Source organism: Streptomyces sp. NPDC043896 (assembly GCF_056435605.1).
Window position 1 is genome coordinate 15,309 of the sequence record NZ_JBWKEE010000015.1, and the last position, 22,460, is coordinate 37,768.

Annotated in this window: 24 protein-coding genes and 5 pseudogenes; 10 read left to right on the top strand and 19 right to left on the bottom strand. The window is 69.9% G+C overall.

The window, feature by feature from the left end; translation table 11 throughout:
• Window positions 1–433: 433 nt before the first annotated feature.
• Window positions 434–835 carry a DUF2267 domain-containing protein gene (locus AC069X_RS22075; protein ID WP_478730537.1) on the bottom strand — a complete coding sequence of 134 codons (402 nt, stop codon included), beginning with the start codon at window positions 833–835 and terminating at the stop codon, window positions 434–436.
• Between the two features lie 105 nt (window positions 836–940).
• Complete coding sequence (locus tag AC069X_RS22080) at window positions 941–1,375, bottom strand: Hsp20/alpha crystallin family protein (protein ID WP_478730539.1); 435 nt, start codon at window positions 1,373–1,375, stop codon at window positions 941–943.
• 129 nt (window positions 1,376–1,504) lie between these two features.
• Between AC069X_RS22080 and AC069X_RS22085 the strand changes: the two genes are divergently transcribed.
• Window positions 1,505–2,170, top strand: a complete 666-nt coding sequence (locus AC069X_RS22085) for an HSP18 transcriptional regulator (protein ID WP_478730541.1) — start codon at window positions 1,505–1,507, stop codon at window positions 2,168–2,170.
• 590 nt (window positions 2,171–2,760) lie between these two features.
• Here AC069X_RS22085 and AC069X_RS22090 read toward each other — a convergent pair.
• Both AC069X_RS22090 and AC069X_RS22095 read right to left on the bottom strand, forming a co-directional pair.
• Window positions 2,761–3,390, bottom strand: coding sequence for an antibiotic biosynthesis monooxygenase family protein (locus AC069X_RS22090; protein WP_478730543.1), 630 nt, complete (start codon window positions 3,388–3,390; stop codon window positions 2,761–2,763).
• A 398-nt stretch (window positions 3,391–3,788) separates the two neighbouring features.
• Complete coding sequence (locus tag AC069X_RS22095) at window positions 3,789–4,064, bottom strand: hypothetical protein (protein WP_478730545.1); 276 nt, start codon at window positions 4,062–4,064, stop codon at window positions 3,789–3,791.
• A gap of 406 nt (window positions 4,065–4,470) precedes the next feature.
• Between AC069X_RS22095 and AC069X_RS22100 the strand changes: the two genes are divergently transcribed.
• Window positions 4,471–6,336, top strand: coding sequence for a hypothetical protein (locus tag AC069X_RS22100; protein WP_478730547.1), 1,866 nt, complete (start codon window positions 4,471–4,473; stop codon window positions 6,334–6,336).
• A 413-nt stretch (window positions 6,337–6,749) separates the two neighbouring features.
• Entirely contained in the window at window positions 6,750–7,136 is a 387-nt protein-coding gene (locus AC069X_RS22105) for a hypothetical protein (RefSeq protein WP_478730549.1), read from the top strand.
• 628 nt (window positions 7,137–7,764) lie between these two features.
• On the opposite strand, the gene AC069X_RS22110 is transcribed toward AC069X_RS22105, so the two are convergent.
• Window positions 7,765–9,234 (bottom strand): aminotransferase class I/II-fold pyridoxal phosphate-dependent enzyme, encoded by a 1,470-nt coding sequence (locus AC069X_RS22110; protein WP_478730551.1) that lies wholly within the window; start codon window positions 9,232–9,234, stop codon window positions 7,765–7,767.
• Window positions 9,235–9,406: 172 nt separating this feature from the next.
• On the opposite strand from AC069X_RS22110, the pseudogene AC069X_RS22115 reads away from it, so the two are divergent.
• A pseudogene (locus AC069X_RS22115) lies at window positions 9,407–9,895 on the top strand (PP2C family protein-serine/threonine phosphatase); the annotation flags it as partial.
• 68 nt (window positions 9,896–9,963) lie between these two features.
• Here the strand turns inward: AC069X_RS22115 and AC069X_RS22120 are convergent.
• From AC069X_RS22120 to AC069X_RS22135, 4 genes and pseudogenes are all read right to left on the bottom strand, one after another.
• The gene (locus AC069X_RS22120) at window positions 9,964–10,710 is read right to left on the bottom strand and encodes an alcohol dehydrogenase catalytic domain-containing protein (protein ID WP_478730553.1); all 747 of its coding nucleotides are present in this window, start codon (window positions 10,708–10,710) and stop codon (window positions 9,964–9,966) included.
• Between the two features lie 61 nt (window positions 10,711–10,771).
• Window positions 10,772–11,161, bottom strand: coding sequence for a hypothetical protein (locus tag AC069X_RS22125; protein ID WP_478730555.1), 390 nt, complete (start codon window positions 11,159–11,161; stop codon window positions 10,772–10,774).
• A 127-nt stretch (window positions 11,162–11,288) separates the two neighbouring features.
• Window positions 11,289–11,702: a CBS domain-containing protein gene (locus AC069X_RS22130; protein ID WP_478730557.1), complete on the bottom strand. Its 414-nt coding sequence runs from the start codon at window positions 11,700–11,702 to the stop codon at window positions 11,289–11,291.
• Between the two features lie 763 nt (window positions 11,703–12,465).
• Window positions 12,466–12,886: pseudogene (locus AC069X_RS22135) on the bottom strand (hypothetical protein).
• A 212-nt stretch (window positions 12,887–13,098) separates the two neighbouring features.
• Between AC069X_RS22135 and AC069X_RS22140 the strand changes: the two are divergent.
• Both AC069X_RS22140 and AC069X_RS22145 read left to right on the top strand, forming a co-directional pair.
• Window positions 13,099–13,284: a hydrophobic protein gene (locus tag AC069X_RS22140; protein ID WP_478730559.1), complete on the top strand. Its 186-nt coding sequence runs from the start codon at window positions 13,099–13,101 to the stop codon at window positions 13,282–13,284.
• A gap of 376 nt (window positions 13,285–13,660) precedes the next feature.
• A complete protein-coding gene (locus AC069X_RS22145) occupies window positions 13,661–14,029 on the top strand; it encodes a PRC-barrel domain-containing protein (protein WP_478730561.1) in 369 nt (122 codons plus the stop codon).
• A 163-nt stretch (window positions 14,030–14,192) separates the two neighbouring features.
• Here AC069X_RS22145 and AC069X_RS22150 read toward each other — a convergent pair whose 3' ends face one another.
• Complete coding sequence (locus tag AC069X_RS22150) at window positions 14,193–14,411, bottom strand: hypothetical protein (RefSeq protein WP_478730789.1); 219 nt, start codon at window positions 14,409–14,411, stop codon at window positions 14,193–14,195.
• 112 nt (window positions 14,412–14,523) lie between these two features.
• Window positions 14,524–14,730, bottom strand: a pseudogene (locus AC069X_RS22155) (hypothetical protein); the annotation flags it as partial.
• Between the two features lie 134 nt (window positions 14,731–14,864).
• Between AC069X_RS22155 and AC069X_RS22160 the strand changes: the two are divergent.
• Window positions 14,865–14,933: pseudogene (locus AC069X_RS22160) on the top strand (ALF repeat-containing protein); the annotation flags it as partial.
• A gap of 390 nt (window positions 14,934–15,323) precedes the next feature.
• On the opposite strand, the gene AC069X_RS22165 reads toward AC069X_RS22160, so the two are convergent.
• From AC069X_RS22165 to AC069X_RS22175, 3 genes and pseudogenes are all read right to left on the bottom strand, one after another.
• On the bottom strand, window positions 15,324–16,025 hold the full coding sequence (locus AC069X_RS22165) for an ALF repeat-containing protein (RefSeq protein ID WP_478730563.1): 702 nt from the start codon (window positions 16,023–16,025) through the stop codon (window positions 15,324–15,326).
• 829 nt (window positions 16,026–16,854) lie between these two features.
• Window positions 16,855–18,059, bottom strand: a pseudogene (locus AC069X_RS22170) (NAD(P)/FAD-dependent oxidoreductase).
• Window positions 18,060–18,199: 140 nt separating this feature from the next.
• Window positions 18,200–18,463: a hypothetical protein gene (locus AC069X_RS22175; protein WP_478730565.1), complete on the bottom strand. Its 264-nt coding sequence runs from the start codon at window positions 18,461–18,463 to the stop codon at window positions 18,200–18,202.
• On the opposite strand from AC069X_RS22175, the gene AC069X_RS22180 reads away from it, so the two are divergent.
• Complete coding sequence (locus AC069X_RS22180; RefSeq protein WP_478730567.1) at window positions 18,464–18,982, top strand: hypothetical protein; 519 nt, start codon at window positions 18,464–18,466, stop codon at window positions 18,980–18,982.
• A 371-nt stretch (window positions 18,983–19,353) separates the two neighbouring features.
• Here the strand turns inward: AC069X_RS22180 and AC069X_RS22185 are convergent, their stop codons facing one another.
• From AC069X_RS22185 to AC069X_RS22195, 3 genes are all read right to left on the bottom strand, one after another.
• Entirely contained in the window at window positions 19,354–20,049 is a 696-nt protein-coding gene (locus AC069X_RS22185) for a DUF6766 family protein (RefSeq protein ID WP_478730569.1), read from the bottom strand.
• Window positions 20,050–20,132: 83 nt separating this feature from the next.
• Window positions 20,133–20,501: a hypothetical protein gene (locus tag AC069X_RS22190; RefSeq protein WP_478730571.1), complete on the bottom strand. Its 369-nt coding sequence runs from the start codon at window positions 20,499–20,501 to the stop codon at window positions 20,133–20,135.
• Between the two features lie 65 nt (window positions 20,502–20,566).
• Window positions 20,567–20,740 carry a hypothetical protein gene (locus tag AC069X_RS22195; RefSeq protein WP_478730573.1) on the bottom strand — a complete coding sequence of 58 codons (174 nt, stop codon included), beginning with the start codon at window positions 20,738–20,740 and terminating at the stop codon, window positions 20,567–20,569.
• On the opposite strand from AC069X_RS22195, the gene AC069X_RS22200 reads away from it, so the two are divergent.
• Entirely contained in the window at window positions 20,733–21,143 is a 411-nt protein-coding gene (locus tag AC069X_RS22200; RefSeq protein WP_478730575.1) for a hypothetical protein, read from the top strand. The genes AC069X_RS22195 and AC069X_RS22200 overlap by 8 nt on opposite strands.
• Here AC069X_RS22200 and AC069X_RS22205 read toward each other — a convergent pair.
• Both AC069X_RS22205 and AC069X_RS22210 read right to left on the bottom strand, forming a co-directional pair.
• Window positions 21,080–21,355 (bottom strand): isoamylase early set domain-containing protein, encoded by a 276-nt coding sequence (locus AC069X_RS22205; RefSeq protein WP_478730577.1) that lies wholly within the window; start codon window positions 21,353–21,355, stop codon window positions 21,080–21,082. The genes AC069X_RS22200 and AC069X_RS22205 overlap by 64 nt on opposite strands.
• A 321-nt stretch (window positions 21,356–21,676) precedes the next feature.
• Entirely contained in the window at window positions 21,677–21,973 is a 297-nt protein-coding gene (locus AC069X_RS22210; RefSeq protein WP_478730579.1) for a winged helix-turn-helix transcriptional regulator, read from the bottom strand.
• Window positions 21,974–22,020: 47 nt separating this feature from the next.
• Here AC069X_RS22210 and AC069X_RS22215 point away from each other — a divergent pair, with 47 nt between their 5' ends.
• Window positions 22,021–22,347, top strand: coding sequence for an EthD family reductase (locus tag AC069X_RS22215; protein WP_478730773.1), 327 nt, complete (start codon window positions 22,021–22,023; stop codon window positions 22,345–22,347).
• Window positions 22,348–22,460 lie beyond the last annotated feature (113 nt).

Genomic DNA, 22,460 nt, shown 5'->3' on the forward strand with positions numbered 1-22,460 from the left:
TGGCTCCGAAACTCCGTCACCGCACCGTCCAACCAACTGCAACTGCGGGTGTTGCGGTCCTGCTGCCCGGCAGTTCGTCTCTGCCGGGCCCTTCGATCTCTTTGGGCTACGAGAGAAACCATACCGGTGCCGCACCTCAATGTCTACTTCAGCCAACATAGATTTTTGTGGATTCGAAGACGAGGTAATCGGTCTCGAACAGCGACACCGAGGGGACGCGGAGGCGACCGATGCCGGCTGGCCCACCCACGGCCGGGGCGCGAGCACCGCGCGGACAAGCCCGGCACGGGAGCAGGTCAAGGGCGACGCCCCCAGGCCAAGGGGAAGATCAAGGACACCTTCAAGCACTGAGACTCCGCCTCAGGCGACGGGTCCGGGACCGCGGTAGCGGTCCCGGACCCGTTTCTCATGCGCCCGCGCGCCGGGGCGCCGGTCAGGCGGCGGCGGGCTGGGGGTGGCCGAAGAGGAGGTCGTAACCGGGCGGGAGCTGGAGGAGGACCTCGCGGGTGAGGACGTCACCGGCTGCGGCGGCAGCGGTGGACAGAACCGCGCCGATGTCCCACAGGGCGGTCTCCTCGGTGGCGCCCTCGATCCAGGCCGCCGTCGCCCGCACGAACCGTTCGGGAGAGAGTGGTTCGGCGGCCTGCAGCGGGTTGAGGAGGATCAGGGCGTATGTCTCGGGGAGCCGGGCGGCGAGCTCGGCCCGAACTGTTCCGACCAAGTGAGCGCCGAGCAGGGCCAGGACGACACGGGCAACGCGGTCGGCTTCCTCAGCGGTTGCGTACTCGCCGCGTTCCCGGACGTGGGCCAGGAACGACTCCCTGCGCATCGACATCGACATCACCTCCGGGGAGGGGTGAGAAAGATCAGGGTGGTGACGGAGGGCGGGTACCGGAGGGGGATCGGCGCTTCCCCGCCCTCCGCTGACTGCGGGTGCGCCTCAGGCGGAGATCTGCTTCGGACCGGCGTCGGCGCGGATGCTGATCTTCCGCGGCTTGGCGCGCTCGGCGATCGGGATCCGCAGGGTCAGGACACCCGCGTCGTAGTCCGCCTCGATGTGCTCGGTGTCCAGGGTGTCGGCCAGCATGATCTGGCGGGAGAAGACACCCAGCGGCCGCTCGGAGAGTTCCATCTTCACGGAGTCGGCCTTCAGGGCCGGGCGGCGCTCCGCCTTCACGGTCAGCATGTTCCGCTCGACGTCGATGTCGATCGCGTCGGTGCTCACACCGGGCAGGTCGAACGCGATCACGTACGCGTCGCCGTCGCGGTAGGCGTCCATCGGCATGACCGACGGCTTCGACCACGTCCCGGACGTACCCGACAGCTGCTGGACGATCCGGTCCATCTCGCGGAACGGGTCGGTGCGCATCAACATCGCGAAACACCTCCAGTTGGTTCAGGCAGAAACTGCCAATGCGCTTCAACGTGCCACCGTTGTAACATGTCATCGGAACGATGACAAACAGGACGTCATCTGGAGGATGACAAGACGACGGAGTACGCCGTGACCCCAGCAGATACACCCCCCGCACCCGTGTCCTTCCACGCCGCCGCAGCAGCCCTGGAGGCCATCAACCGGTCCGTGGAGCAGGCACAGCAGCCCTCAACAGCAGCCCCGGCCGCAGCGCCTCCCGGCGCGGCCTCCGGTCCGCACCCGGCGCTGGCCGCGCTGCTGATGCTGCGCGAGGTCCGCGAGCAGCTCGCCGGCTGGGAGAGCTCACTGATCGAAACCGCTCGGGGGCAGGGCGCCAGCTGGGCTGACCTCGCGGGCCCCCTGGGCGTGGCCAGTCGGCAGGCCGCCGAACGCCGCTACCTGCGCCTGCGCCCCGGCACCGCCGGAAGCACCGGCGAGGAACGCGTCCAGGCCACCCGCGACACCCGCGCCGGCGACCGCACCGTCAACGCCTGGGCCAGAGACAACGCAGCCGACCTGCGCCGCCTCGCCGGACAGATCACCGCCCTCACCGGCCTCCCCGCCAGCGCCGGCCCCTCAGTCTGCGAGCTGAACCAGGCCCTCGCCGACAACGACGCCGCCCGCCTGGTGCAACCCCTGGCCGCCACACGGACACACCTGCGGCCCCAGGACGCGCACCTCGCCGAACGCATCGACGCCCTCACCCGGCACACCGAGCAGCTCCGGCAGGACACACGCGACCGGCGGAGCACGTGAAACACCCCCTCGCCTCCCCGCCCGCAGCAGCGGGCAGTACGCGAACTCCGCTCCGAGAGACACCGCTCACGACGCCTGCCCCGTCCCCACGACCTCCGGTGACGCACCCACCGGGTGCCCAGAACTCATACTGAAGTCGCCACCGGACCGATGGCGGGTGCCGGCCAGATCAGCTTCTCCCGAAGCCCGCCCGCACCGCCGACCACATCACACACGCCTCGACGGAGGAGTTGGTGCTGGTGTTGGCGGGAGCGGGCGTACGGTCCACGGCATGCTCCTGGTACTCGGGGGAAGTGGTCGGGCCGGTGGTCACGCAGCCGGCCCCGGCGGAGGGCCGGGGCCGGCGGGGCGAGCGCCAGAGACGCGCGGCCCGGGGCGGTCCGGGATGTCCGGTCCGCCCCCCGCGGGGGTTCGTTTTCGCGGTACGGTCAGCGGGCGGCCCGCCCCCGCTTCTCTCGGGGACGGGCCGCTGCGCGTACCGGGGGCGGTCAGACGCCTTCGGGTCGGTAACCCTCGGCGATCTTCTCGGCGGCCCACTTCTGGCGGATCCGACCGCCAGGGCGAACGGCTCGGGAGCGTACGGCCCGTGCTCAGAACTCGACCGCAACCCGGAAGAGTGCGGGATGGGCGATGGCGAAGTCAGGGGAGGTGGCCAGGCGCTGTTGGAAGCGGGGGTCGTTGACTGCTGTGCGCCATGCGTCGGGGCTGTCCCAGTGCGCGATGCTGACCAGCTGGAAGCGAGCGTCCGGGTTCACCGCACGGTGCAACCGGCTGTCCCGGAAGCCGGGCGCCTCGCTCATCAGCTCTGCGCGGCCGAACCAGTACGGCAGGAATTCATCGATCCGCTCGGCAGGCAGCTCGAAGGCATTGACGAAGGTCACTCCCGGCCCTCCGCCCGAGCCGTTTCCCACCGTGCGGAATTCGGCCGCCACCTCGTACCAGCCGCCGTGCACGGTGGCATAGCCGGCCGCGGTGGCTGCCGACGCGGTGAAGCCGGGATCCGCCAGCGCTTCGTCCCGGGCTTCGATGCTGTCCCAGTGCGCCACGTTGACCAGGCCGAGCCGGGACTCCGCAGACAGTCTGCGATGCAGCCGCGCGTCCCGGAAACCGGGGGCGGCGTGGATGAGCCCGACGCGTTCCCGCCAGCGTCCGATGGACTCGTCGATCCGGTCCTCGGGCAGTTCCCACGCGTCGATCAGGGTGATTCCGGAATCAGTCACCGCACCATCATGAAACCTCAACCACGGTTCAGGTCAAGGGGATCCGGTCACGCCACCGGACGAGCGACGCGACTACGTCCAGGACCTGCCTGCGCATGATGGGCCCGTCCCGGCCGGCGGCCGGATCCGCACGACCCGTTCTCATGCACGGGAGGCGCCAGGTCCGCTTCCCGAAGGACGTGGGCGCCTCGGTCAGGGAGGCGACGACAACGTGCACGGACGCGTCCAGCGGTGGCGACTTTTTGCCGGCTCCGGCTGCCTTGAGCATCTGGTACGCCCTCGCTGCGGGTCAGGAGCAGGAGCCGTCGCGACGCGCCCGGTCGGCGTCGGCCGACCGGGCGTGGAGAACCTCTGGGCGGGGCGGCGTTCGGGAGGGAAGTGGCCCTGCCGTCGGGCGGTCAGCGGTTGTCGCCGAGTTCTCGGTGCATCTGGGGTTGGTCGTCCTGGCCGTGGGTGAGCGCGGCCTTCTCCATGTCGCGGGACGCGGCGGAGGCGATGCCGAGGAGTTCCTCGTACGGGTGGGCTCCGGTGGCGTTCTCCGCGCTGCCGCCGAGAAGGGGGCCGCCGATCCCGCTGACGACCTTGTGTCCGGCGGCGATCGGCTTGCCCGCCGTGGCCAGGACGCTCTGGGGCAGGCCGGCCATGTCGGCGTGGTCGACAGCTGGATCCCGCAAGGACGCTTTCGTCAGCCCCGGTGAGTGCGCGGCGTGTCCCTGAGACGGGCAGGGTGTCACCTGGCCCGCTCAGCCGATCGCGGCTGCGGCCCACCGGGCGAAACCGGCCACATTGTGCGGGCAACGCCATCGGGACCCCTCCTCCGGGATCTGCTCGGGGTAGCGGTGAGTTCGGCGGCGTCGCGGCCGAGCCGCTTCATCTCGTACGCGGTGCAGATGACCCGGCAGTGCGGGGCGTGCGCCTCGGCCTCCCGCGCGGTGCGCACCGCCCTCCGGCACCTGGTCACCCTCGCCCGCTGGCCCTGCGGGCGAGGGATCCGGTCGACGGAACGCATGAAGATGCGCGGTCGGCCTGTGCCGGGCAGGGTGATGCACCCAGCCCTTTCGCATCGGAGGTACGACGGCGATGCCGCAGAAGGCCATCACGGTGCCGGGTCCCCCGACCGCCCGGACCGGCACCGTCGCGGTCCTCGGCCGTCCGGGCGACCTGGTCCGCCTGGGCTCGGTCGCCGCCGCATACGGCGTCGTCCAGCTCCTCCTCGTCGTACCGGGCACCGGGCTGGGGTGGGACGAGACGGTGTACGTCAGCCAGGTGTCCGCCCAGGCCCCGGCCGCGTTCTTCAGTGCCCCGCGCGCCCGCGGCGTCACCTACCTGGTGGCCCCGGTCACCGCGCTCACTTCCTCCGTAGTGGCGCTGCGGGTCTACCTGGCCTTGCTGTCGGCGGCGGGGTTGCTGCTCGCGCTGTGGGTGTGGCGGGGACTGCTGCCCACCCGCGTGCTCGCTCTGGCGGGCGGCGTGTTCGCGGGGCTGTGGATCACCCTCTTCTACGGTCCCCAGGCCATGCCCAATCTCTGGGTGGCCCTCGGCGCACTCTTCACCGTCGGGTGTTTCCTGAAGGCCGCACGCGATCCCGGGGACCGCCCCGCGGGGGTGGGTGCCGCCGCGGGGGCGGGTGCCGCCGCGGGGGTGGCGTTCGTCGCGCTCATGCGTCCCGGTGACGCGGTGTGGATGGTCCTGCCCCTGCTCTGCGCCGCGTTGGCGGTCCCCCGTCGGCGGGTCGTCCTCGTGGCGGCGCTGGTGGCCGGGCTCGTGGTGGGCGGCGCGGAGTGGGTCGTGGAGGCCCACCTCCGCTACGGCGGTCTCCTGCCCAGGCTCCGCAGAGCGAGCGAGATCCAGGGCGGCCTGGGCTGGAACCCGGCCTTCGCCGACCAGCTGCGCGCACTCGGCGGGCGGACCCTGTGCCGTCCCTGCGACGTGCCGTGGTCGCGGCCCGTCACGGGCCTGTGGTGGTTCGCCCTGCCCCCGCTGGCCGCGGGCGGTCTCCTCGCCGCATACCGCGGTGGCATGGGGAAGCCCGTCGCCCTGCCCGCCGCGGTCGCGCTCTTCCTCGCCGTGCCCTACCTCCTGATGATCGGCTACGCGGCTCCCCGCTTCCTGCTGCCCTCGTACGCCCTGCTCGCGATCCCCGTCGCGCTGTGTCTGGACCGGCTGTTCGCCGCATGCCGGAGCCGCCCGCTGGCCCTGAGCGGGCTGTGCGCCATCCTGGTGGCCCATCTGGCCCTGCAGTGCCTCATCGCCGGCGGCGCGGCCGCCCGCAGCCGCGCCGACCGGGCGGCGTTCACCGCAGTCGCCGGCGAACTGCGCCGTCTGGGCGTACGCCCGCCGTGCACCCTCAGCGGCACCGAGGCGGTCCGTGCCGCCTTCGCCACCGGCTGCGCCGCCCGTCAGGTGTACGGCGGCCACGACGGCAGCATCACCGCGCGCGAGCTCGTCTCCCTGGCGCGTACGCGGCCGACGGCGGTGCTCGTGTCGGGCAACTCCGCACCGCCCCGGTGGGCCCGCGCCTGGCGCCCCCGTCTCCTGCCCGACCTGCCGGGCCACCCCGGGTACCGCGCGTACCTGGCACCCGCGCCGTCCCCGGCACAGCGCGTTCGCTTCGTGGCGCTCGGCCGGCGGATGCCATCCGCTTACCCCGGGGCCCGCGGGGCCTTGCTACTTCTTCGCGGTCCGGCTGACGCCGGAAGCGATCTGAGAGACCCGCGGCATGGAAATGCCGAGGGCGTTGGCCACCTCGGCCAGGGACTTGGTGGCACGGAGCTCGACGACGGCGTCTTGCCGTGTCGCGCGCAGTTCGGCCTGGAGATCGGGGACGGCGTCAAGGACAGTGCCGACTGCGCGGGCGCGGTCGGTTGGGTCTGGAATGGCTGCAAGATCGGCGATCACGGAGCGGATCGCGTCTACGGCAGGCGAAGTCTCGATCATGAAAGTTAGGGTACCCCTAAGCAAAGAGTTAGGGGTACCCAAAATCAATGTCGGCGCGGACGGTGGTGGACTGCGCCGGTGTCACCTTCGTCGGCGTGGCCCTGGTACACGTACTCGCGCCGAGGCCGCGGCCGGCCGGGACCTGGTGCCGGGCGGGCCGCTGCCCTCGCGTCCGCCGCTTCTCCTGGAAGCCACCGACCCCACGAACGCCTTCACGGCGGCTCCCGCCCTCCAGCACGGCATCGGCGCCTGACCGCGACCAGCCCCGGGGTGGAAGGACGGGAGACGCCCGGTGTGGTGTTCGCTCCGGCCGTCCCCATTCGTCTGTGGGCTGGCTGCCGGGGCGTGGCGTCGTCGCGGCTGGTGAGGCCGTACGGTCGCGGGTGGGTCGGCACTGGGCCGCCCAGGCCTGGACGGGAGGCGTGCACGGCTCTCTTCTGCGGGCGGCCGCGGCCAGGGGCCAGCGGGAAGGCGAGGACCAGGAGGACGACACCGGCGCGGCCGCAGCGTCGGCGCTGCTGCACTTCTCCAGCCCGCCGCGTGACGCCGCCACGATCGCCACGTTTCTGCGCACCCGCCTCTACCGGCCGGAGTCGCTGGTGTGGCTGGAGGGCTACCCGTCCCTGATCCGGTGGCGGGCCGGGAACGAGATCGTCGGACTTCATGCCGTCCCTTGCGACGTCGAGGCCGGCGTCACCAAGGCGTTCCCGCTGGGGCGGTGGGTGTGCACCAGCAGCACAGGGCCCTGCGCACCGGGGAGCTCGAGGCGCGGCGCGAGACCCTGCTGGACGCGCCGGAGGCCGGGATGATCTGGGAAGCCGGCGAGGAGGCGTGGGAGGCCAGGCTCGCCGTGCTGAGGTCCTACCGGCGCGCTACCGAGCACCTGGCGCCGCACCCCGGCAGGACGCGGTGTGGGGCGAGGACGGCGCCATGGTGTCCGTCCGGCCAGTACATGACCAACTCCGGCGCAAGGGCGCCAGAAGACGGGCTCGGGAGGACGGGGACACCGCAGCGACCCGAGGCGCGCAGCTCGCCGCGATCGACAAGGACTGGAACTGCCCCTGGGCACTGGACTGGTGCAGGCACCAGCCCGTCCTGGCGAGCCGGGTCGACGCCGACGGCCAGCTGCCCGGTCGCGGCCAGCCGTACGGCGAAGGGCCCGAGCAAGGCGCGGCAGACATCCCAGCGCGGCCTGGCAGCCCTCGCCCAGTGGGTGGAACGGGAAGGCGCCCACCGGCCAGTACCCCGCGCCCACGGCGAGGAGATCACGGTCGAGGGCGAAGCGGAGCCGGTGATCGTGAAGCTGGGCGTATGGGTCGCGAACACTCAGAGCCGATGCGACGAACTCACCGCCGACCAGCTCGCCGCCCTCGCACAGGTGCAGCACCCTGGAAGCGTCAGTGATCCACCAGATCCGCTGCACGTGGGCAGGCCGTATCAGCCTTCCTCGCGCAGGACCCTGACACTGGTCGCGTGGGTGTCGACGGCATCTGGCACGACCATGCCGCTCTCGACGCCGGTACGGAGGTAGTTCAGGACGTCCGCGGTCAGTCGTTCACCGGGTAGGGCGGCTGGGATGCCGGGCGGGTAGGGAGTGAGCATCTCGGCGGCGATTCGCCCTTCGGCCCGTTCCCAAGGGACTTGCTCGGTAGGCCCGAAGAAGGCGTCCCTGGGCAGTGCCGCCTGCTCCAGCCGGAGTTCGGCGGGCGAGGGGACCTGCACGGGCTGTTCGGTGCGCAGTTGAGGGGCGCGGGCGGCGAAATCGGCGAGTGCGGTGAGCAGGGTGTCGGCTGTGTGGTCGTCGTCGGCGTGGGTGAGCTGGGCGCTGATGCGGCGGTGGTCGGATATGTGGAGGTTGATGCGGTGGTGCCTGCGCAGCCAGTCGGCGGCTCGGTATCCCGTGACCTGCAAGGCGCTGATGTCGATGATGATCTGGAGGGGGTCGAGGTCGGTGGCTTTTCCGGGGCCGCAGAAGTCGATGCGGTCGTGGACGTGGAGGCCCTCGATGTGAGAGATCCGGTCGCGGACCTGGCCTGCGAGGGCGAGCGCGTCGTCGTAGAGGGCTTTGCCGTGTTCGACCATCTGTCGTCGCCAGCCGTCGAGGGCCGCGTAGACGAGAACGGAGGGGCTGGTGGTCCCCAGCAGGTCCTCGCGGCTTTTGAGGACTTCGGGTGCCACCAGGTTGCCCTGGAGGTGGAAGACCGAGCTCTGTTCGATTCCGGAGCCCATCTTGTGGACCGAGGTGACGCAGACGTCGGCGCCGGCGTCCATCGCCCAGGTCGGCAGGTCGGGGTGGAAGGGCAGGTGGGCCCCCCACGCCTCGTCGACGATGAGGGGGACGCCGCGGCGGTGGCAGACCTCGGCGATGGCCGCGAGGTCCGAGCAGGTGCCGTAGGGCGTGGGGGTGGTGACCAGCGCGCCGCGTGCGCCTGGGTGGCGGGCCAGAGCCTCTTCGAACGCCTCGGCGGATGGAGGGTGGGCCAGGTGCCGTTCGGCGTCCCACTGCGGATCGACCCAGACGGGGCGGATGCCGGACAGGACCAACCCGGAGATCACCGACTTGTGGGCGTCCCGTCCCACCAGCAGCTCCTCGTGCGGCCCCGCAACAGAAAGCATGGCGGACTTGACGGACAGCGAACTGCCGCAGGTGGAGAAGAAGGCGTGCTCGGCGCCGACGGCGTCGGCCATGAGTGCCTGGGCTTCCTCGACAATCCCTTGGGAGGAAGTACGGTCGTCCAGGCCGCTGGTGGCCAGAATGTCCGAACGGAACACCCCGTCGCCGAGAACGGCGCGCACACGGGGGTCCGCACCCCGTCCCTGCTTGTGTCCGGGCGGAGTGAACGGCGTCTGGCCCGATGCGTGGTAGGTGGCCAATGCGTCCAGTACGGGTGTCCTCGACTGATCCATGCTTGCCCGCCTGCCCACCGCAATGGTGCGGAAACGGTGTTCTCACGCCCTCACTTGGTACTGGGGGATGTCCCGACCAGGGGTACTGCTTTCGACGGGGGAATCGCGCCCTGCTCCTTATGTGACGGACGAACCGCAGGGGCCCGCGACAGGTGATGAGCTGCGGAGGACGATGGCGAAGGCCGTGGCCCGGCTGAACGCTGAGGTCTCCCGCGTGCAGGACACCGTCTCAGCCTCGGCGGTGATCGAGCAGGCCAAGGGCGGCTTCCTGCTCCTGCACTCCGACGACAGCGTCACAGCAGGTACGGCCACCGTGATCCTGGCCCGCTACCAGCCCGGCACCCGCACCCTGACCTGGGCGCGGGCCGGCCATCTGCCGCCCCTGCTCGTTCACGACGGCCGAGCCCGCTACCTGGACCTACCGGAAGGCGTTTTCCTGGGCGCCACCCACGACGCCCGATACGCCGAAGCCACTCCCGCTCTGGGTTGGGGCGATGAGTTGCTCCTCTACACGGACGGCCTGACCGAAGGCCTGGCGAGGACCTCGGCGACAGCCTGGCCCGTCTGGTCCGCGCGGTCACCGCCACCCTCGGCTGGGACCGGCCTCAGCGATCTGGTGACCGCCCTGGCAGCCCCGGGCGAACGCCGGGACGATGTGTGCGTTCTCCGCATCACCTCCAGCCGGCGCCACGGGGCAAGGGGCGGTGAGGCGCCCGGACCACTCAGCGGTCAGGGGTGGAAGAGGACCTTCACCATGTTGTCCCGCTTCTTCTGGAAGTCCTCGTACGCCTGTGGGGCGTCGTCCAGGGGCAGGTGGTGGGTGGCGAAGCCCTCGACGCCGAGGGGGTCTGCGTCGGTCAGCAGGGGCAGCAGGTCGTCGACCCACCGGCGGACGTTGGCCTGGCCCATGCGCAGCTGGATCTGCTTGTCGGACAAGGTGAGCAGCGGCAGCGGATCGGCGGCTCCGCCGTAGACGCCGGAGAGGGAGACGGTGCCGCCGCGGCGTACGAGTTCGTCCGGCGGCTCTTCGGGAACCCGGATGGGGAGGGTGTCCGCGAAGGGGACGCGCAGGTACTCGGCCTGTCCGCCGGGCACCTGACCGTAGAGCTTCGTGTACCCGAAGAGGCTCGCGCCGCTGCCGTGCTCGCGGACCTGGGTCGTCTCGCACTGCGAGTGCAGGCCCCGCTCGCACATGAAGCACCTGCCGCAGGACACGTTGAACGGGACGACGACCCGGTCTCCGGCCTTCAGTTCCCGTGCCCCGGGCCCCACCTCGGCGACGACTCCCATCGGCTCGTGGCCGAGGACGTCCCCCGCGTCCAGGAACGGGCCGAGCACCTCGTACAGGTGCAGGTCCGATCCGCACAGGCCCGTCGTCGTCACTTCGATCACGGCGTCGGTGGGATCGACGATCCGCGGGTCCGGGACGGTCACCACCTCGATCTTGCGGCGGCTCTGCCAGGTCACGGCTCTCATCGCACCTCGCCTCCTCGGTCAGGTATGCGTGTTCCGCCGCCTCGCGCAGGCCCTGCAGGGCTCAGTGCGCCTTGCCGCCGTGGGAGGGGTCCTTCGGGTCGACGCCGGTGACAGCGCTCGCGTCCCTGGTCCCGCTGGGACGCCGGCTGCGCCCCTTGGGGCCGGTGTCGTGCATACCCTCGTCACCGCCCCCGGCCTTGGCCTGCCGCTCGCCGCGGCGGCCCGAGCTGTCCACGGGCCGCCCGTGCGGGTTGCCGGCCTCCTCCTTGGAGACGCGGCGTCCGGCACCCCTCTGCGGAGCGTGCTCGTCCGGGTGGAACGAGCGCCGCGCGCTCGGGTTGTCCTGCGTGTGAGTCGCGTCCACATCGGGAGACCAGCCGTGCTGCGCGGTCCCCTTGTACGGACTGGCACCCTCACCGTGCTTGGGGTGGGACCTCGGTTCCTTCGTCATGACACTCGCCTTGCCTTCCGGCCCACGGTCTTCGCTGGGCCCGCGGATCTTCCAGTTGCCGAAGCGCGGATTCACAGCCGCTATGCGGCGGCTGTCCACTCACGGCCAGCCCATGCCTCCCGCGCTGTCAGTTGGAGAGGGCTTCGAGGAGTTCGCCGACCTGCGGGTCGGGCAGGGAGCGGGCGACGTCGGCCTGGGCGACGATGCCGACCAAGGTGTGGCCGTCGATCACGGGCAGGCGCCGGACCTTGTGCTCGGTCATGGTGCGCAGGATCTCGGCGGTGTCGTCGTCGGCGCCGATGGTGACCGCCTCGCCCTGGGCGAACTCGCCGGCGGTGCATGTGGCGGGGTTCTTGCCGGCGCCGAGGACCTTCACGACGATGTCGCGGTCGGTGAGCATGCCCCTCAGGCGCTGGTCGCTGCCACAGATCGGCAGCGCACCCACCCCGAGCTCGGTCATCTTCTTCGCCGCGTCCAGGATGCTGTCCTCAGCACCGATGCAGGTGGCGTCGGGGGTCATGATCTCGCGTGCGGTGGTCACGGTGTCTCCCGAGATTCCTCGGCCACCGGGCCGGCGGCCTGATATCCGCGCGCCTGCCCCTTACCGGACGTTCCAAGCGGCCCACGCCCGGCCCGTTCGACAGAGGCTCCCCGGACCGTGAGACGGGGGCCGCGCGGCGGGTGATGGAGGCGAAGCCGGGTAGGCGCGTACACAGGAAGGGTCGACGGACGGTGTGAGGAGGGTTGCGGCAGCCGAGAGACCGCTGGCCCACTACCACCGGCGCGTGCTGGAGCGCCGGGTGCCTGGTCCAGGGAGCGGCCGTCCGGAAGTCCGGCCCGGTTCGGACTGGATCGGCGAAGAGACGTCGACGGATGCGTTCTGCGCGACCGGCGCCGAACTCGTCGTACCCGATGCCACCGTGGCGGCCTTGGCCCGTCCCGTGAGCCGCAGCTCTTCTGCCACACCTGCGCTGCGCGTGTCGCCGCCTGTGGATCGCACCGTCAGATGCCCAGCACCTGCTCTGCCCTGCCCTGCCCTCGACCATGCCGCCGCTCTGCGCGTCCTACTCGGTCCCGCTCCCAAAGGCCAGCAGGTTGCCGACGGTGCCCCGCCTCGGATCCCGACGCCCCGTGCAACGACTGGAAGGACTGGGCGCACCCGCCGCCCGAGCAGGCACGAGTCGGGCTGGTCCACTCGGCTCCCACAACCTGCTACACCGCGTCACTGCCAGTGCGGCTCCGCGGCCGCTCGGCGACAGGCTGTCGGAGCACACAGCACGCCACAAGCCGAGGCGGACCGGCGGTCACGAGGGGGGCGCTGCCGTGTGGTCAGGGTGGTGGGGAGTTCGGCGGATCGTTTTGAGGCGGACCTCCAGGAGGTGGTCCCGCCCCCGCCCACCTCCTCGACGACTTACCGTTCCACTGCGGCGAAGGGCTGGTCGTAGGTGGAGTTGTATGCCTCGACGATCTGAAACGTCCAGTGGCCCGGGATGACTTGCGGCCCACGATTTCACGCTCCACCCGATCGGCCTGCTCCTCGTGCCCCGCCTCGCGCAGGAGCCGCACCGCGTCGCCGAGCTCGAAGTCCGCGGTCCCGGTCAGCTGGTGGAACCCGTAGAGGTGTCCACGGGCCCGCTCCGTGGTTTCCAGCGCCTTCGACAACTCACCCAGAGTGCGCACCGTCTTCTCGTCGAAACCGTCCGGACCGTGGTGCGCCGGATCCAGCTCGTGGTTGCTGTCCGCAACCGACGTTCTGCCCGTGGGACGCTCCACCGGTCGGAGGGTGGGGCCAAGTGGCACAAGAAAGTACCCCGGGATGCTTCGGCCACGACACGGATCCTTCGCACCATCGCATCATGCGGGCCGAATCCCCTGTCCAGCCATAGGACAAGAAGACGAAGAAGAATCGAATGCATGTCCCCTGTGTGCTCGGGCACATGCTGCTTCGGAGGTTGATACCTATGGTTCCCCTGCTTCTCGTTCTTCTGCTGGTCCTTCTCCTCTTCGGCGCGGGTTTCGCGGTGAAGATTCTCTGGTGGGTGGCTATCGCAGTCCTGATTCTTTGGCTGATCGGTTTCGTCGCCCGGCCCAAGGGTGGTAGCGGCCGCTGGTACCGCTGGTAGCCGGCCAGCAGTACCGCAGGTCAGACACACTGCGTGGTGGTGCCGGCACCACTTGGGCGAGGCCGCCCGGCCACCACCATGTCGTTGTCCGCACACCGTCGTGAACCCGGAACGACTGGCTGCGGACATCGGGGGCACGCGAAAAAGCAGCCAAGGCGGTCGCCGTGACACAGCGGGGACCTGCTCGCCTCCAAAGGCCGACGGCCGACCCGGTCCCGCATTTTTGTTTCGACCCGGGTGTGTGCAGCGGTGAAAGCGGGGCATGCGAGCGTCCGGGCGGAACGCAATACATCCGCCAAGTACAACGTACGAAACAAGAAAGATCGGCGGGAAGCGCTTTCCCGCCGTCCTCTATTGACCGAGGAGTTGTTTTCGCGTGACTGAACATGTGTGGAGTTACAAGTCGACGTCGGGCCACCTGGCCGGTACCGATCTGACCGGCTACAAGGTCGAGGCGACCGACGGCAGTATCGGCAAGGTCGACAAGCACTCCGACGAAGTCGGTGACGCCTACCTGGTGGTCGACACGGGCGTATGGATCTTCGGCAAGGAGGTCCTCCTGCCGGCGAGCACCGTCGTCAAGGTCGACCCTGAGGACAAGAAGGTCTTCGTCGACCGCTCCAAGGAACAAATCAAGAACGCCCCCGAATTCCACCGGGACAAGCACCTCGGTGACGCCGGCTACCGGGAGGAGCTGGGTACCTACTACGGAACCGGCGCCCCCTTCGGCGGCCGACCCGCCTGATCGCATCCCCGCATCACGAGGCCGGGCCCGGCACCCCTTGGGTGCCGGGCCCGGCCTCGTGACGGGTTCAACCACCCTCGCATTCGAAGACCTCGGCCAAGCCAGCCGCCCACCTCCCCCAACCACCCGTCGACACCGGTACTGCGCGGACGCGAATGTGGCCCTACAAGTCCATTTCGAATACTTCGTCGATGCTGACGTAGCGACATTCTCCGGATGCGGGATTCACTTCGATAGGCATGTTTCCCCCAAGTCCCCATGAATCCCCCAGGGTGGGGCGATAGCTGACGTAGAAATTCTCTCCGCGCACCTGAACGGCAGTAACGATGAAGCCATTCCCGATGAACGCCTGAGCCATTTCTTTGACCTCGGTTGTGTCCATTTTCAACCCTCATGAACATGTAGGCGTCATATAGTATAACATTCCGCGACGGACCTGACTGGGAATCAATAAGCATCACTTGGCCATTCCTGTTGATCACGTTGAAGAAATGGCCGACTCCTTCAGGGTTGGCCTGTGTTTTCTTTCGCTGCCCAAAGACTATACCTTGCGCGCCGCGACCAGCCCGATCGATCGACCAACCGACCGCACGATGCCGGCAAAGCTCTCTCGCTGTCGGAAGCGCTTGCCGAGAACTTTCTCGATGGACTGGTGATGCTGGGCGTGATGTCTGGTGCGGCTTTCCACCCTCTTCCCGCAAGTACGCTGTCTGATTCGATCGCGCAGACCATGCAATTGCTCTTTCCGCCGACCGAATTGATCAGTTTCTGCAGGCGCCCGAGCCAGATCCAAGGCTCCTGCACCACCGGCCAGTACAGCGCCGGTGCCGACGACATGAGGGTCGAGGTCGCCCGGCTGACCAACACCGGCGGACCTGGTGTCAAGGAGGGTGCCAAGGCCGCCCTCGCCGACGGCACTGGCAAGGCCCTTGCGACTTTCCTCCAGATCAACCAATACACGCAACGCCTTGATGACGGGAGGGTCATCGCCGCCCAGCTCGCCACCGCGGGCGGGGACGAGGTGCGGGCCGCCGCCAAGATCGCCACGGTCGGACGCCCAACCAACTGCACGAGTTCGTCGCCACCGGCCAGTACATGGCCCAGCGCAAGGACGGCCTCGCAGACCACCACAAGAACCAGATCGAAACGCTCCTCGCCGCAGGCGACGAGGGTCGTCGGCAAACTCGCCGCCAACGGCATCGAGGCAGTAATAGAGAACAGGAAGTTCCTGCGCTCGAAGGCTCAGATCAACCTGCCTGACGTTGGTGGCATCCGCCTAAAGTCGGATACGCCGTCAGGGAATGTGGCCGCATACGGCGGAATCAAGTATTGGATGCCTCAGACCCCAGAGCCCCCTGAGCGCCTCGACCGCTGCGGCACGTACCCCGGCATAGGGGCTCTGCGTGCTGATGTGCAGGACGCGCTGGCGTACGTCCTGCTGCTCGGCTTCCTTCCAGCGAGTGCGCAGGTAGTCCAGGACGTCCTGGTCGGTGCCGGCGAGCGCGCGGGCGGCGGCCTCCTGGTGCCAGGGGCTCAGGAGCTTCATCGCCTGCATCGCCGGCTCGCGGCCCTTCCTGGCCGTGGAGACGACGTCGACGTCGGGCCTGCCCACTTCCTGGGCGAGGAGGGTGGCTGTGTCCTGCAGTTCCAGGGCGTCGGCCTGGGAGGCGGCTGAGGCGGAGATGACCTGGTCCGTGGCGGACTTTGCCGAGCGGGCCCGCTCGATGGCAGCCTCAGTGCGAGTGGCCAGGTCGGCAGCTTCGTCCTCGTTGGCGAGATCAAGGACCTCCCGGGCCTTCTTCACCGCGGCCGTTGCTGCCTGCGCCGCGGTCTTGGCGGCCTCGGCGTTCTTCTTGGCCCGGTCCGCGTACGTGGCGGCGTTGCCGGCCTGACGGGCGGCTCCCTCCGCGAAGTCCGCGGCGTTCTCGGCTTGCGCGGCCGCGGAGTTCGCGGAGTGCTTCGCACTGTAGGCCGCGCTGGCCGAGCGGCTTGCCAACGAGGACGAGCGGTCGGCAGCGGCTCGCGCGGCGTTGGCGTGGCGACGTACTCACCCGCGGCCTGACGAGCCTCGCCCGAGTGGACGCCCGCCTGGTCGGCGTAGCCGTTCGCCTCCTCGGCGGCGGCCGCGGCGGCATCGGCGTTTGCCGCCGCGCCCTTGACCGCGCTTGACGCCTCACCAGCAGCTCTGACGGCCTTGCCCGCAGAATCCGCCGCGGCGGCAGACTCCCGTGCGAACTCGGCTGCGGCACGCGCGGAGCTCCGCCTCACAGCAGCCTCGGCTACCAAAGCCCAGCCCCCGTACGAAACGGACCGCAGCCTGACCAACACAGAGAACCTGTCCGCCAAACAGGAACAACCTCAAGTCCGCGTTCGCTGTGCGCGGCTCCGTTGAGGACTGCCCGCGGTGCGAGGACCAGTAGCCGGACGCAGCGCCCAGCGCTACGCCGTCGACGCTGCGGTGCCCGGCGTCTCCGAGGCGGAGCGCCGAGCGGCCGCGGTGCGCACCTCCGTGGCCTGTCGGCGTGTATGTCCCGCATGGCGGGCGGATCGGCCTCGTGCGCCCGCCCGCACCGCCTCCGCCCGCGACCAATACCGCCCGTACTGGCATCCGCCGGCGGGACCAAGCCGGTACGGGCCAGCCGGCCTCGTCACGAATACCGCTGGCCGACGGGGGCGACGGGGGCAGCGGGCCACAGTGCTGCGCACGGCGCCAGCTGCGTACCGGGCGATCCCTTGGCGGCGGGGGCCACCGACAGGGATAGCCCGATCATCCATGTCGCCACGCCGGGGCCGGGCCGGCGGTCTGGGTCCGGGATCGCGCGTGTCTAAGCCGCCCTTTCGGGTGTTCCCGGTGTCGCGGTTCGCGCGGTCTGGAGCAGTTCCTGGCGGGTGCCGCGCCGTGACATGAGGTGCAGCCGGTACCCGCCGGGCTTGTGCGCTTCGTCGGCCAGGTGCTTGACGACGCCCTTGCACACGAACTCCTTGAGCTTCGCGCCGGGCCCGCCGTCGATGTTGAACCGCACCGCGACGTCGAAGCGGTTGGCGAACTGGAAGATGCCGTCGTGTCGGCCCAGGCTGATGTACTGGGCGCCGAACGCCTGGTTGAGCCTCTCGGGCTGCGCGCCGGCGATGCGGCTGAGAACCGTGTCCGCGGCTCGCGCGCCCAGCGGCATCGCGGCCTGGCAGCTCATCCGCAGGGGCAGCCCCGAGGGCGCCGGCGAGTCTCCCGCCGCGATGATGCGTACGTCGTCCACGCTGGTGAGGGTCTCGTCGGTGAGCAGGCGGCCCAGGGCGTCGGTGCTCAGGCCGCTGCGGGTTGCCAGGTCGGGCACGCCGAAGCCGGCGGTCCAGATGGTGACCTCGCTGGGCAGTTCGCGGCCGTCGGCGAGGCGTACGGCGTTGCCGGTCACGGCCGTCACCTTGGTGTCGGCTCCGTCGATGACCGTCACACCGAGCTTGGCCAGACGTCCGCCGACGGAGCGCCGGCCACGGGTGTGGAGGTACGGGCCGAGTACGCCGCCGCAGACCAGGGTCACGCTGCGGCCGGCCTCCGCCAGCTCGGCGGCGGTCTCGATGCCGGTTGGGCCGGCGCCGACCACGGTGACCCGGGCGGCGGCGGGCGCGGCGTCGAGGACCGGGCGCAACCGCTGTGCCTCTTCCAGAGGGAGATCGGGTAGGCGAACTCTGCCGCTCCGGGCACGCTGGGGTCGGCGCTGCCGCTGCCCACCGCGTAGATCAGGTGGTCGTAACCGATCGTGGCGCCGGAGGCCACGGTCACGGTTCGGTTGGCCGCGTCGATCCGGGTTGCGGTATCGGTTCTCAGCCGGACGCCTTCGGCCAGGACGTCCGCGTAGTCGACAACGGCGGTGTCGGTCCCGCCGACCAGCTGGTGGAGGCGGATCCGGTGGACGAAGTCCGGGCGGGGGTTGATCAGCGTCACGGTGATGCCGGGGTGCTGCGTGAGGCGGTTGGCAGCCATGACGCCGGCGTATCCGCCGCCGATCACGACGACGTCGATGTTCTCGGTCATGGTGTTCTTCCTCCGGGTTTGACGAGAGCGGCATCCAGTCGCCGCATGATCATCGGATGTGACGGTCTGTATGGGCGATGGGCCGTCAGGCGTGAGGCTGGAGATGTCCTGGACCGGCCGGCCATGGGGCCCGGCCGGGGTCAGCGGGTTGCGGCGGCCGGGCCGCCGTGCGCTTCTGCCGAGAGGTCCTGCCAGTCGTCCCAGGTCTTGAGCCGGTCGGCGTAGACCTGCTGGAGCAGAGGGTGGAAGCCCTGTCCGAAGAGCACCCGCAGAGGCGGGTTGCCGGAGTCGACGATCTTGAGGAGTGCCTGGGCGGCGGCCGACGGGTCGCCGGCGGGCTGCTTGCTCATGACGGCGGCGAGGCTTCGACGCAGCCCGTCGTAAACCGGGTTGGGCTGTGCCATGTGGCCGTTGGCGAGGGGGTCGGGGTTCTCGCCGGACCTGGTGGCGAAGCCGGCGGGCTCGATCACGGTCACCTTGAGGGCAAGCTCGGCGACCTCTTCAACGAGCCGCCGGTCGAAGCGGCTCTCTCTGACCCCGCACTGGCCGACGACGCCGCCGGCCGGGTCGACACGCTGATCCGCACCTTGCTGAAGTACTCACCGGAGTCACTCCCCCTGGGCAGGAGGCTGATACGCCTGACCGTCGACCCTCCCGCGACCGACGGCGACGAACCGACCGGCCCCCGCCGCACCCAACGCCGGATCATGTGGCTGGAACAGGCCTGCGAACCCCTGCGCGCAACCCTGGGCGAGGAGGCGTTCGAGCGCCTGATCTCCGCCCTGACCATCGTCGTCGGCTGGGAAGCCCAGATCGCCCTGCGCGACGTACGCGGCCTCGACCCCCAGGCCGAAGAAGAAACCATCACCTGGGCCGCACGCGTCCTGGTGGAAGCAGCCATCAGGGAGAACGACCGTCGATAGCCGCCAGGCGTGATCAGCGCCCGCTCAGCCCCGGCCCGATCTGTGCGGGCGTGGTGCGCGGCATGCACGGCGACGGCCAACTCGGCGTCCGCCTCGCGGTCCGTACCGTCATCCTCTTCCACGCGGAGGACGCTGCCCGCGCCGGCTGTCTCGCCGAGCCTGCCGGCCCAGGCGGCGCCGCACCGATCAGAGAAACCGGAACGCACGCAACGCGGCGGGTCAGCCGTCCAGCTGACAGATCATCTGCGATCACTCGCGAGCCGGGTGTCAGCACGGCCGTGACCGTGTCCTTGGCAGCCTGCGTGCGGACGGCAGAGCCTGGAACCCGATGCCAGGCCTCAGATGTTCGAGGATTGCGCCGGCGGGGCTGGTCAGCCTTCGATGCCGGTGGTGGTGTGGGCGGCGCCGACCGGTTTGGATTCGGGGGAGCCGCGCTGGCGGAGGTAGATGGAGAGGACGACCATGGCGGCGACGGCGAGGAGTTCGGACTGCCAGTTCTGCAGGGTCCGGTTCCAGAAGTCGGGGGTGGCGATGTACCCGGCCCAGCTGACGGGGTCCTCGAGCCGGCGGAGCTGCTGGTCGTTGTAGGCGGCGGCGCCGGTGATGGACTGGGCCAGCAAGGACAGGATGAACAGGGTGCCCATGACGGCGCCCAGGGAGCGGGCGTAGAGGGTCTGGCGCCAGTCCTTGGTGCCCGCCCAGCGGGGCGAGTCGGAGCGGGCGTGGTCGCCCATGCGCTGCTCCTGCTCGCTTTCGATGCCGGTCTTGTGGACCTTCTTTGACTCCGGAGAACCGCGCTGGACGAGGTAGACGGTGCCGAAGACGTAGAGGAAGAACTGCAGGAACTCCGACTGCCAGTTCTCGGTGACGTCCACGGCGAAGTCCGAGGACGTCACGTACTCGCCGAAGCTGAGCGGCTGGAGGCCTTCGACCGTCATCTGCTCGTTGAAGTCGGCGTGCCCGGCGATCGCCTGGCAGACGAGCACCACCAGGAAGGCGATGCCGAAGGCGAGGGTCAGGCTGTTCTCCCGCCAGAACCCTCTGCGCGGTTCGCGGCCGTCGGTCATCGCTGGAGCACCCCGATGGTGATGAAGTAGCCCAGCCCTCCGAGGATGACCACCAGGGTCGTGACGAACAGGATCCGCACGCTTCACGCCCCCTTGATCAGACAGCTGTAGGGCCGACCCGGACGCGGTGTGCAGCCGGCGGCCACCACCTTCCAGCCGGTGGTGAACAGCGACAGGAACAAGGTGTCGCCTGCCATCCGCACCATCGCCTGCCGCCCGTACGCCTCGGTTTCCTGGATCCCGCGTGTCCTGGGCAGCTCCTGCGACGCGAATGCGGCGGGGCAGGCCTTCCGCTCGTCCTGCTCCAGCTGCTGACGTGTTTTCGGAGCCAGCAGCTCGCAGGCCCGGACGTGACCGCCGGCCGCCGCGGCGGCTTCGAAAGCGGCTGCCGCCGCGGCCGCGGCTTCCTGCCGCGGCCCCGGGCCTGCGCACCCCGTCGCTCCGAGCGCCACCGCGGCCGCCAGGAACAGCGCCCACCAGGGGCTGCCGGCTCCGGCCCGCCAAGGCCGCGACCGGGTCACTGCGAATCTGCGCCGGGGACGGCCGGCGGATCGCGCGGTGCCTGCTTCATCCCTGCCTCCGGCTCGTCGCCCGGTTCTGTGAGCCGGTTGCGGCCCATCCCCTTGCGGACCTCGGGGAACCAGTGCTGTTCCTCCTCCTCGACGTGGTGGCGGACCTGCTCCATGAGCACGCTCGTCTTCGCCTTGCACCGCTCGACGCCCGGGCCCATTTCCTTGATCTCCGGCAGCATCCACACCGCCGCGTGCTGTTCCTCGCTGCTCCTCGCCGCTCTCCAGGATGTGGTCCGTCGTGTCCGGTGCGGCCTCGCGGGCGGCCTCACGGGCGGCCGGGTCGAAGAACTTCTTCCCGATCCAGGCGTGGACGGTGACCTCCTCGATCACCTCGTCGGCGATCCGGCGGCGTTCGGCCGTGTCGTCGTCGGAGGTCTTCTCGGAGCGCGCGAACGGCTTCTCGACCGTCTTGTGGACTTCGCGCAGCAGCACGATCGCGTCCATGCGGGTGCTCGTGGTCAGGTGTTGACGCGGCTGTTGGCGCCGTCGTGGCCGTCGGCCTGGTCGTCGTCGAACCAGTAGTCGCCGGCCGCCAGGTAGCGGAAGGAGTGGCCGCTGTGCGCGGGCAGGACGACCGTGGCCGCACGCATGCCGTCGCCCCGGACCCGCAGCGGGTGCGCGGCGGGGTTCCAGTGGTTGAAGTCCCCGACGACACTGACCGGACCGTCCGGGTTGTCGGCGGGAAGTACGAAGGTGACCTGGGTGCGGCCCTTGAGCTGTTTGCGTTCGAGCACCTGGGGCACTCCTGGTGGGTGAGGCTGGCAGAGGCCCGAGCACCCTCGCACGGTGCATTCCGGTACCGCCCGGCACACGCCGCCGCAGGCGTCACCTTCACTCGCCTGGTGGCCGGACGCAGTCACCTCCCCCTGCCGGACCCATCGCGCCGGGGTGCGTTTCGACGTCGCTCCGTACCTGCCGATTGGCGAGTACGGCCCCTGCCCGTCGCGGTTGCGGCCGCAGTTCGAGGGCGGGATCCGGCGGTTCAGCACGCAAGCAAGCCCGTGTCCCGAGTCGGCGTCCGTCGGATCACCGCTCCGCCTGGTCGGGCGTGATCTTCACGTCTCCGTGGGCTCCTGATCGGTGTGTTCTTGTGCCTGCGCCCAGGTGATCGCCCATTCGTCGAGTGGACCGAGGGCTTCACGGAGGGCTGTCCCCAGCCGAGTCAGCTCGTAGCCATCGGCCGAGGGGGCGATGATCCCGCTCGATGCGAGTTCGCGGAGCCGCTGGTAGAGGACGCTGGATGACAGCCCTTCGCACCGTGCCAGCAGCGCGCGGGCGCCGAGCGGACCCGCACGCAGTTCCCAGAGAATTCGCAGCGCCCACCGACGGCCGAACAGGTCCAGCGCGGCCATGAGGGGACGGCCGGTAGTCGATCCGCGAACCGGTGTGCCTGGGCGCGGTGTCGGCATGGCCCTTACTCTCCTTGTGTTTCGTTATTCGAAACACTAGCATCCACCACCACTTTCGCGACTATTACGTGACCAACCACCTTCCGCTGGTCAAGAATTGGCCCGGCCCGCTTGCATGGCGCTACAGCTTCGACGTGGCGGCGACCGAGGGAGAAGCGGCGTATTTCGCGGTCTTCGAAGCCGACTTCGCCGACGTCGCCGCCATGGACGCGGCGCTGACGTCGCCGCACGGCGAGCGGCTGGCAGCCGATGTCGCCAACTACGCCACCGGCGGTGCGGTCATCATCCACTATCCGGTACAGGACGGCACCGGCTGAGGCAGGACGGTACGCTCCGGGACGCGTTCGGTCGGCCGCTTGTAGGGCTTTGTTAGACGGTCTTGTCACGTCGGGTGTCTGGTAGTGCGCTGGTTGTACGAGGGCTGGGGAGC

What these genes read in the sequence shown, in the direction of transcription:
- AC069X_RS22080 (WP_478730539.1), bottom strand. Translation starts at nt 1,375, where the DNA reads ATGTTGATGCGCACCGACCCGTTCCGCGAGATGGACCGGATCGTCCAG.
- AC069X_RS22210 (WP_478730579.1), bottom strand. Translation starts at nt 21,973, where the DNA reads ATGGCCGCGCTGGACCTGTTCGGCCGTCGGTGGGCGCTGCGAATTCTC.
- AC069X_RS22140 (WP_478730559.1), top strand. Translation starts at nt 13,099, where the DNA reads ATGCTGCTTCGGAGGTTGATACCTATGGTTCCCCTGCTTCTCGTTCTT.
- AC069X_RS22175 (WP_478730565.1), bottom strand. Translation starts at nt 18,463, where the DNA reads ATGGCACAGCCCAACCCGGTTTACGACGGGCTGCGTCGAAGCCTCGCC.
- AC069X_RS22110 (WP_478730551.1), bottom strand. Translation starts at nt 9,234, where the DNA reads ATGGATCAGTCGAGGACACCCGTACTGGACGCATTGGCCACCTACCAC.
- AC069X_RS22120 (WP_478730553.1), bottom strand. Translation starts at nt 10,710, where the DNA reads ATGAGAGCCGTGACCTGGCAGAGCCGCCGCAAGATCGAGGTGGTGACC.
- AC069X_RS22150 (WP_478730789.1), bottom strand. Translation starts at nt 14,411, where the DNA reads ATGGACACAACCGAGGTCAAAGAAATGGCTCAGGCGTTCATCGGGAAT.
- AC069X_RS22185 (WP_478730569.1), bottom strand. Translation starts at nt 20,049, where the DNA reads ATGACCGACGGCCGCGAACCGCGCAGAGGGTTCTGGCGGGAGAACAGC.
- AC069X_RS22075 (WP_478730537.1), bottom strand. Translation starts at nt 835, where the DNA reads ATGTCGATGCGCAGGGAGTCGTTCCTGGCCCACGTCCGGGAACGCGGC.
- AC069X_RS22200 (WP_478730575.1), top strand. Translation starts at nt 20,733, where the DNA reads ATGAGCACGCTCGTCTTCGCCTTGCACCGCTCGACGCCCGGGCCCATT.
- AC069X_RS22100 (WP_478730547.1), top strand. Translation starts at nt 4,471, where the DNA reads ATGCCGCAGAAGGCCATCACGGTGCCGGGTCCCCCGACCGCCCGGACC.
- AC069X_RS22125 (WP_478730555.1), bottom strand. Translation starts at nt 11,161, where the DNA reads ATGACGAAGGAACCGAGGTCCCACCCCAAGCACGGTGAGGGTGCCAGT.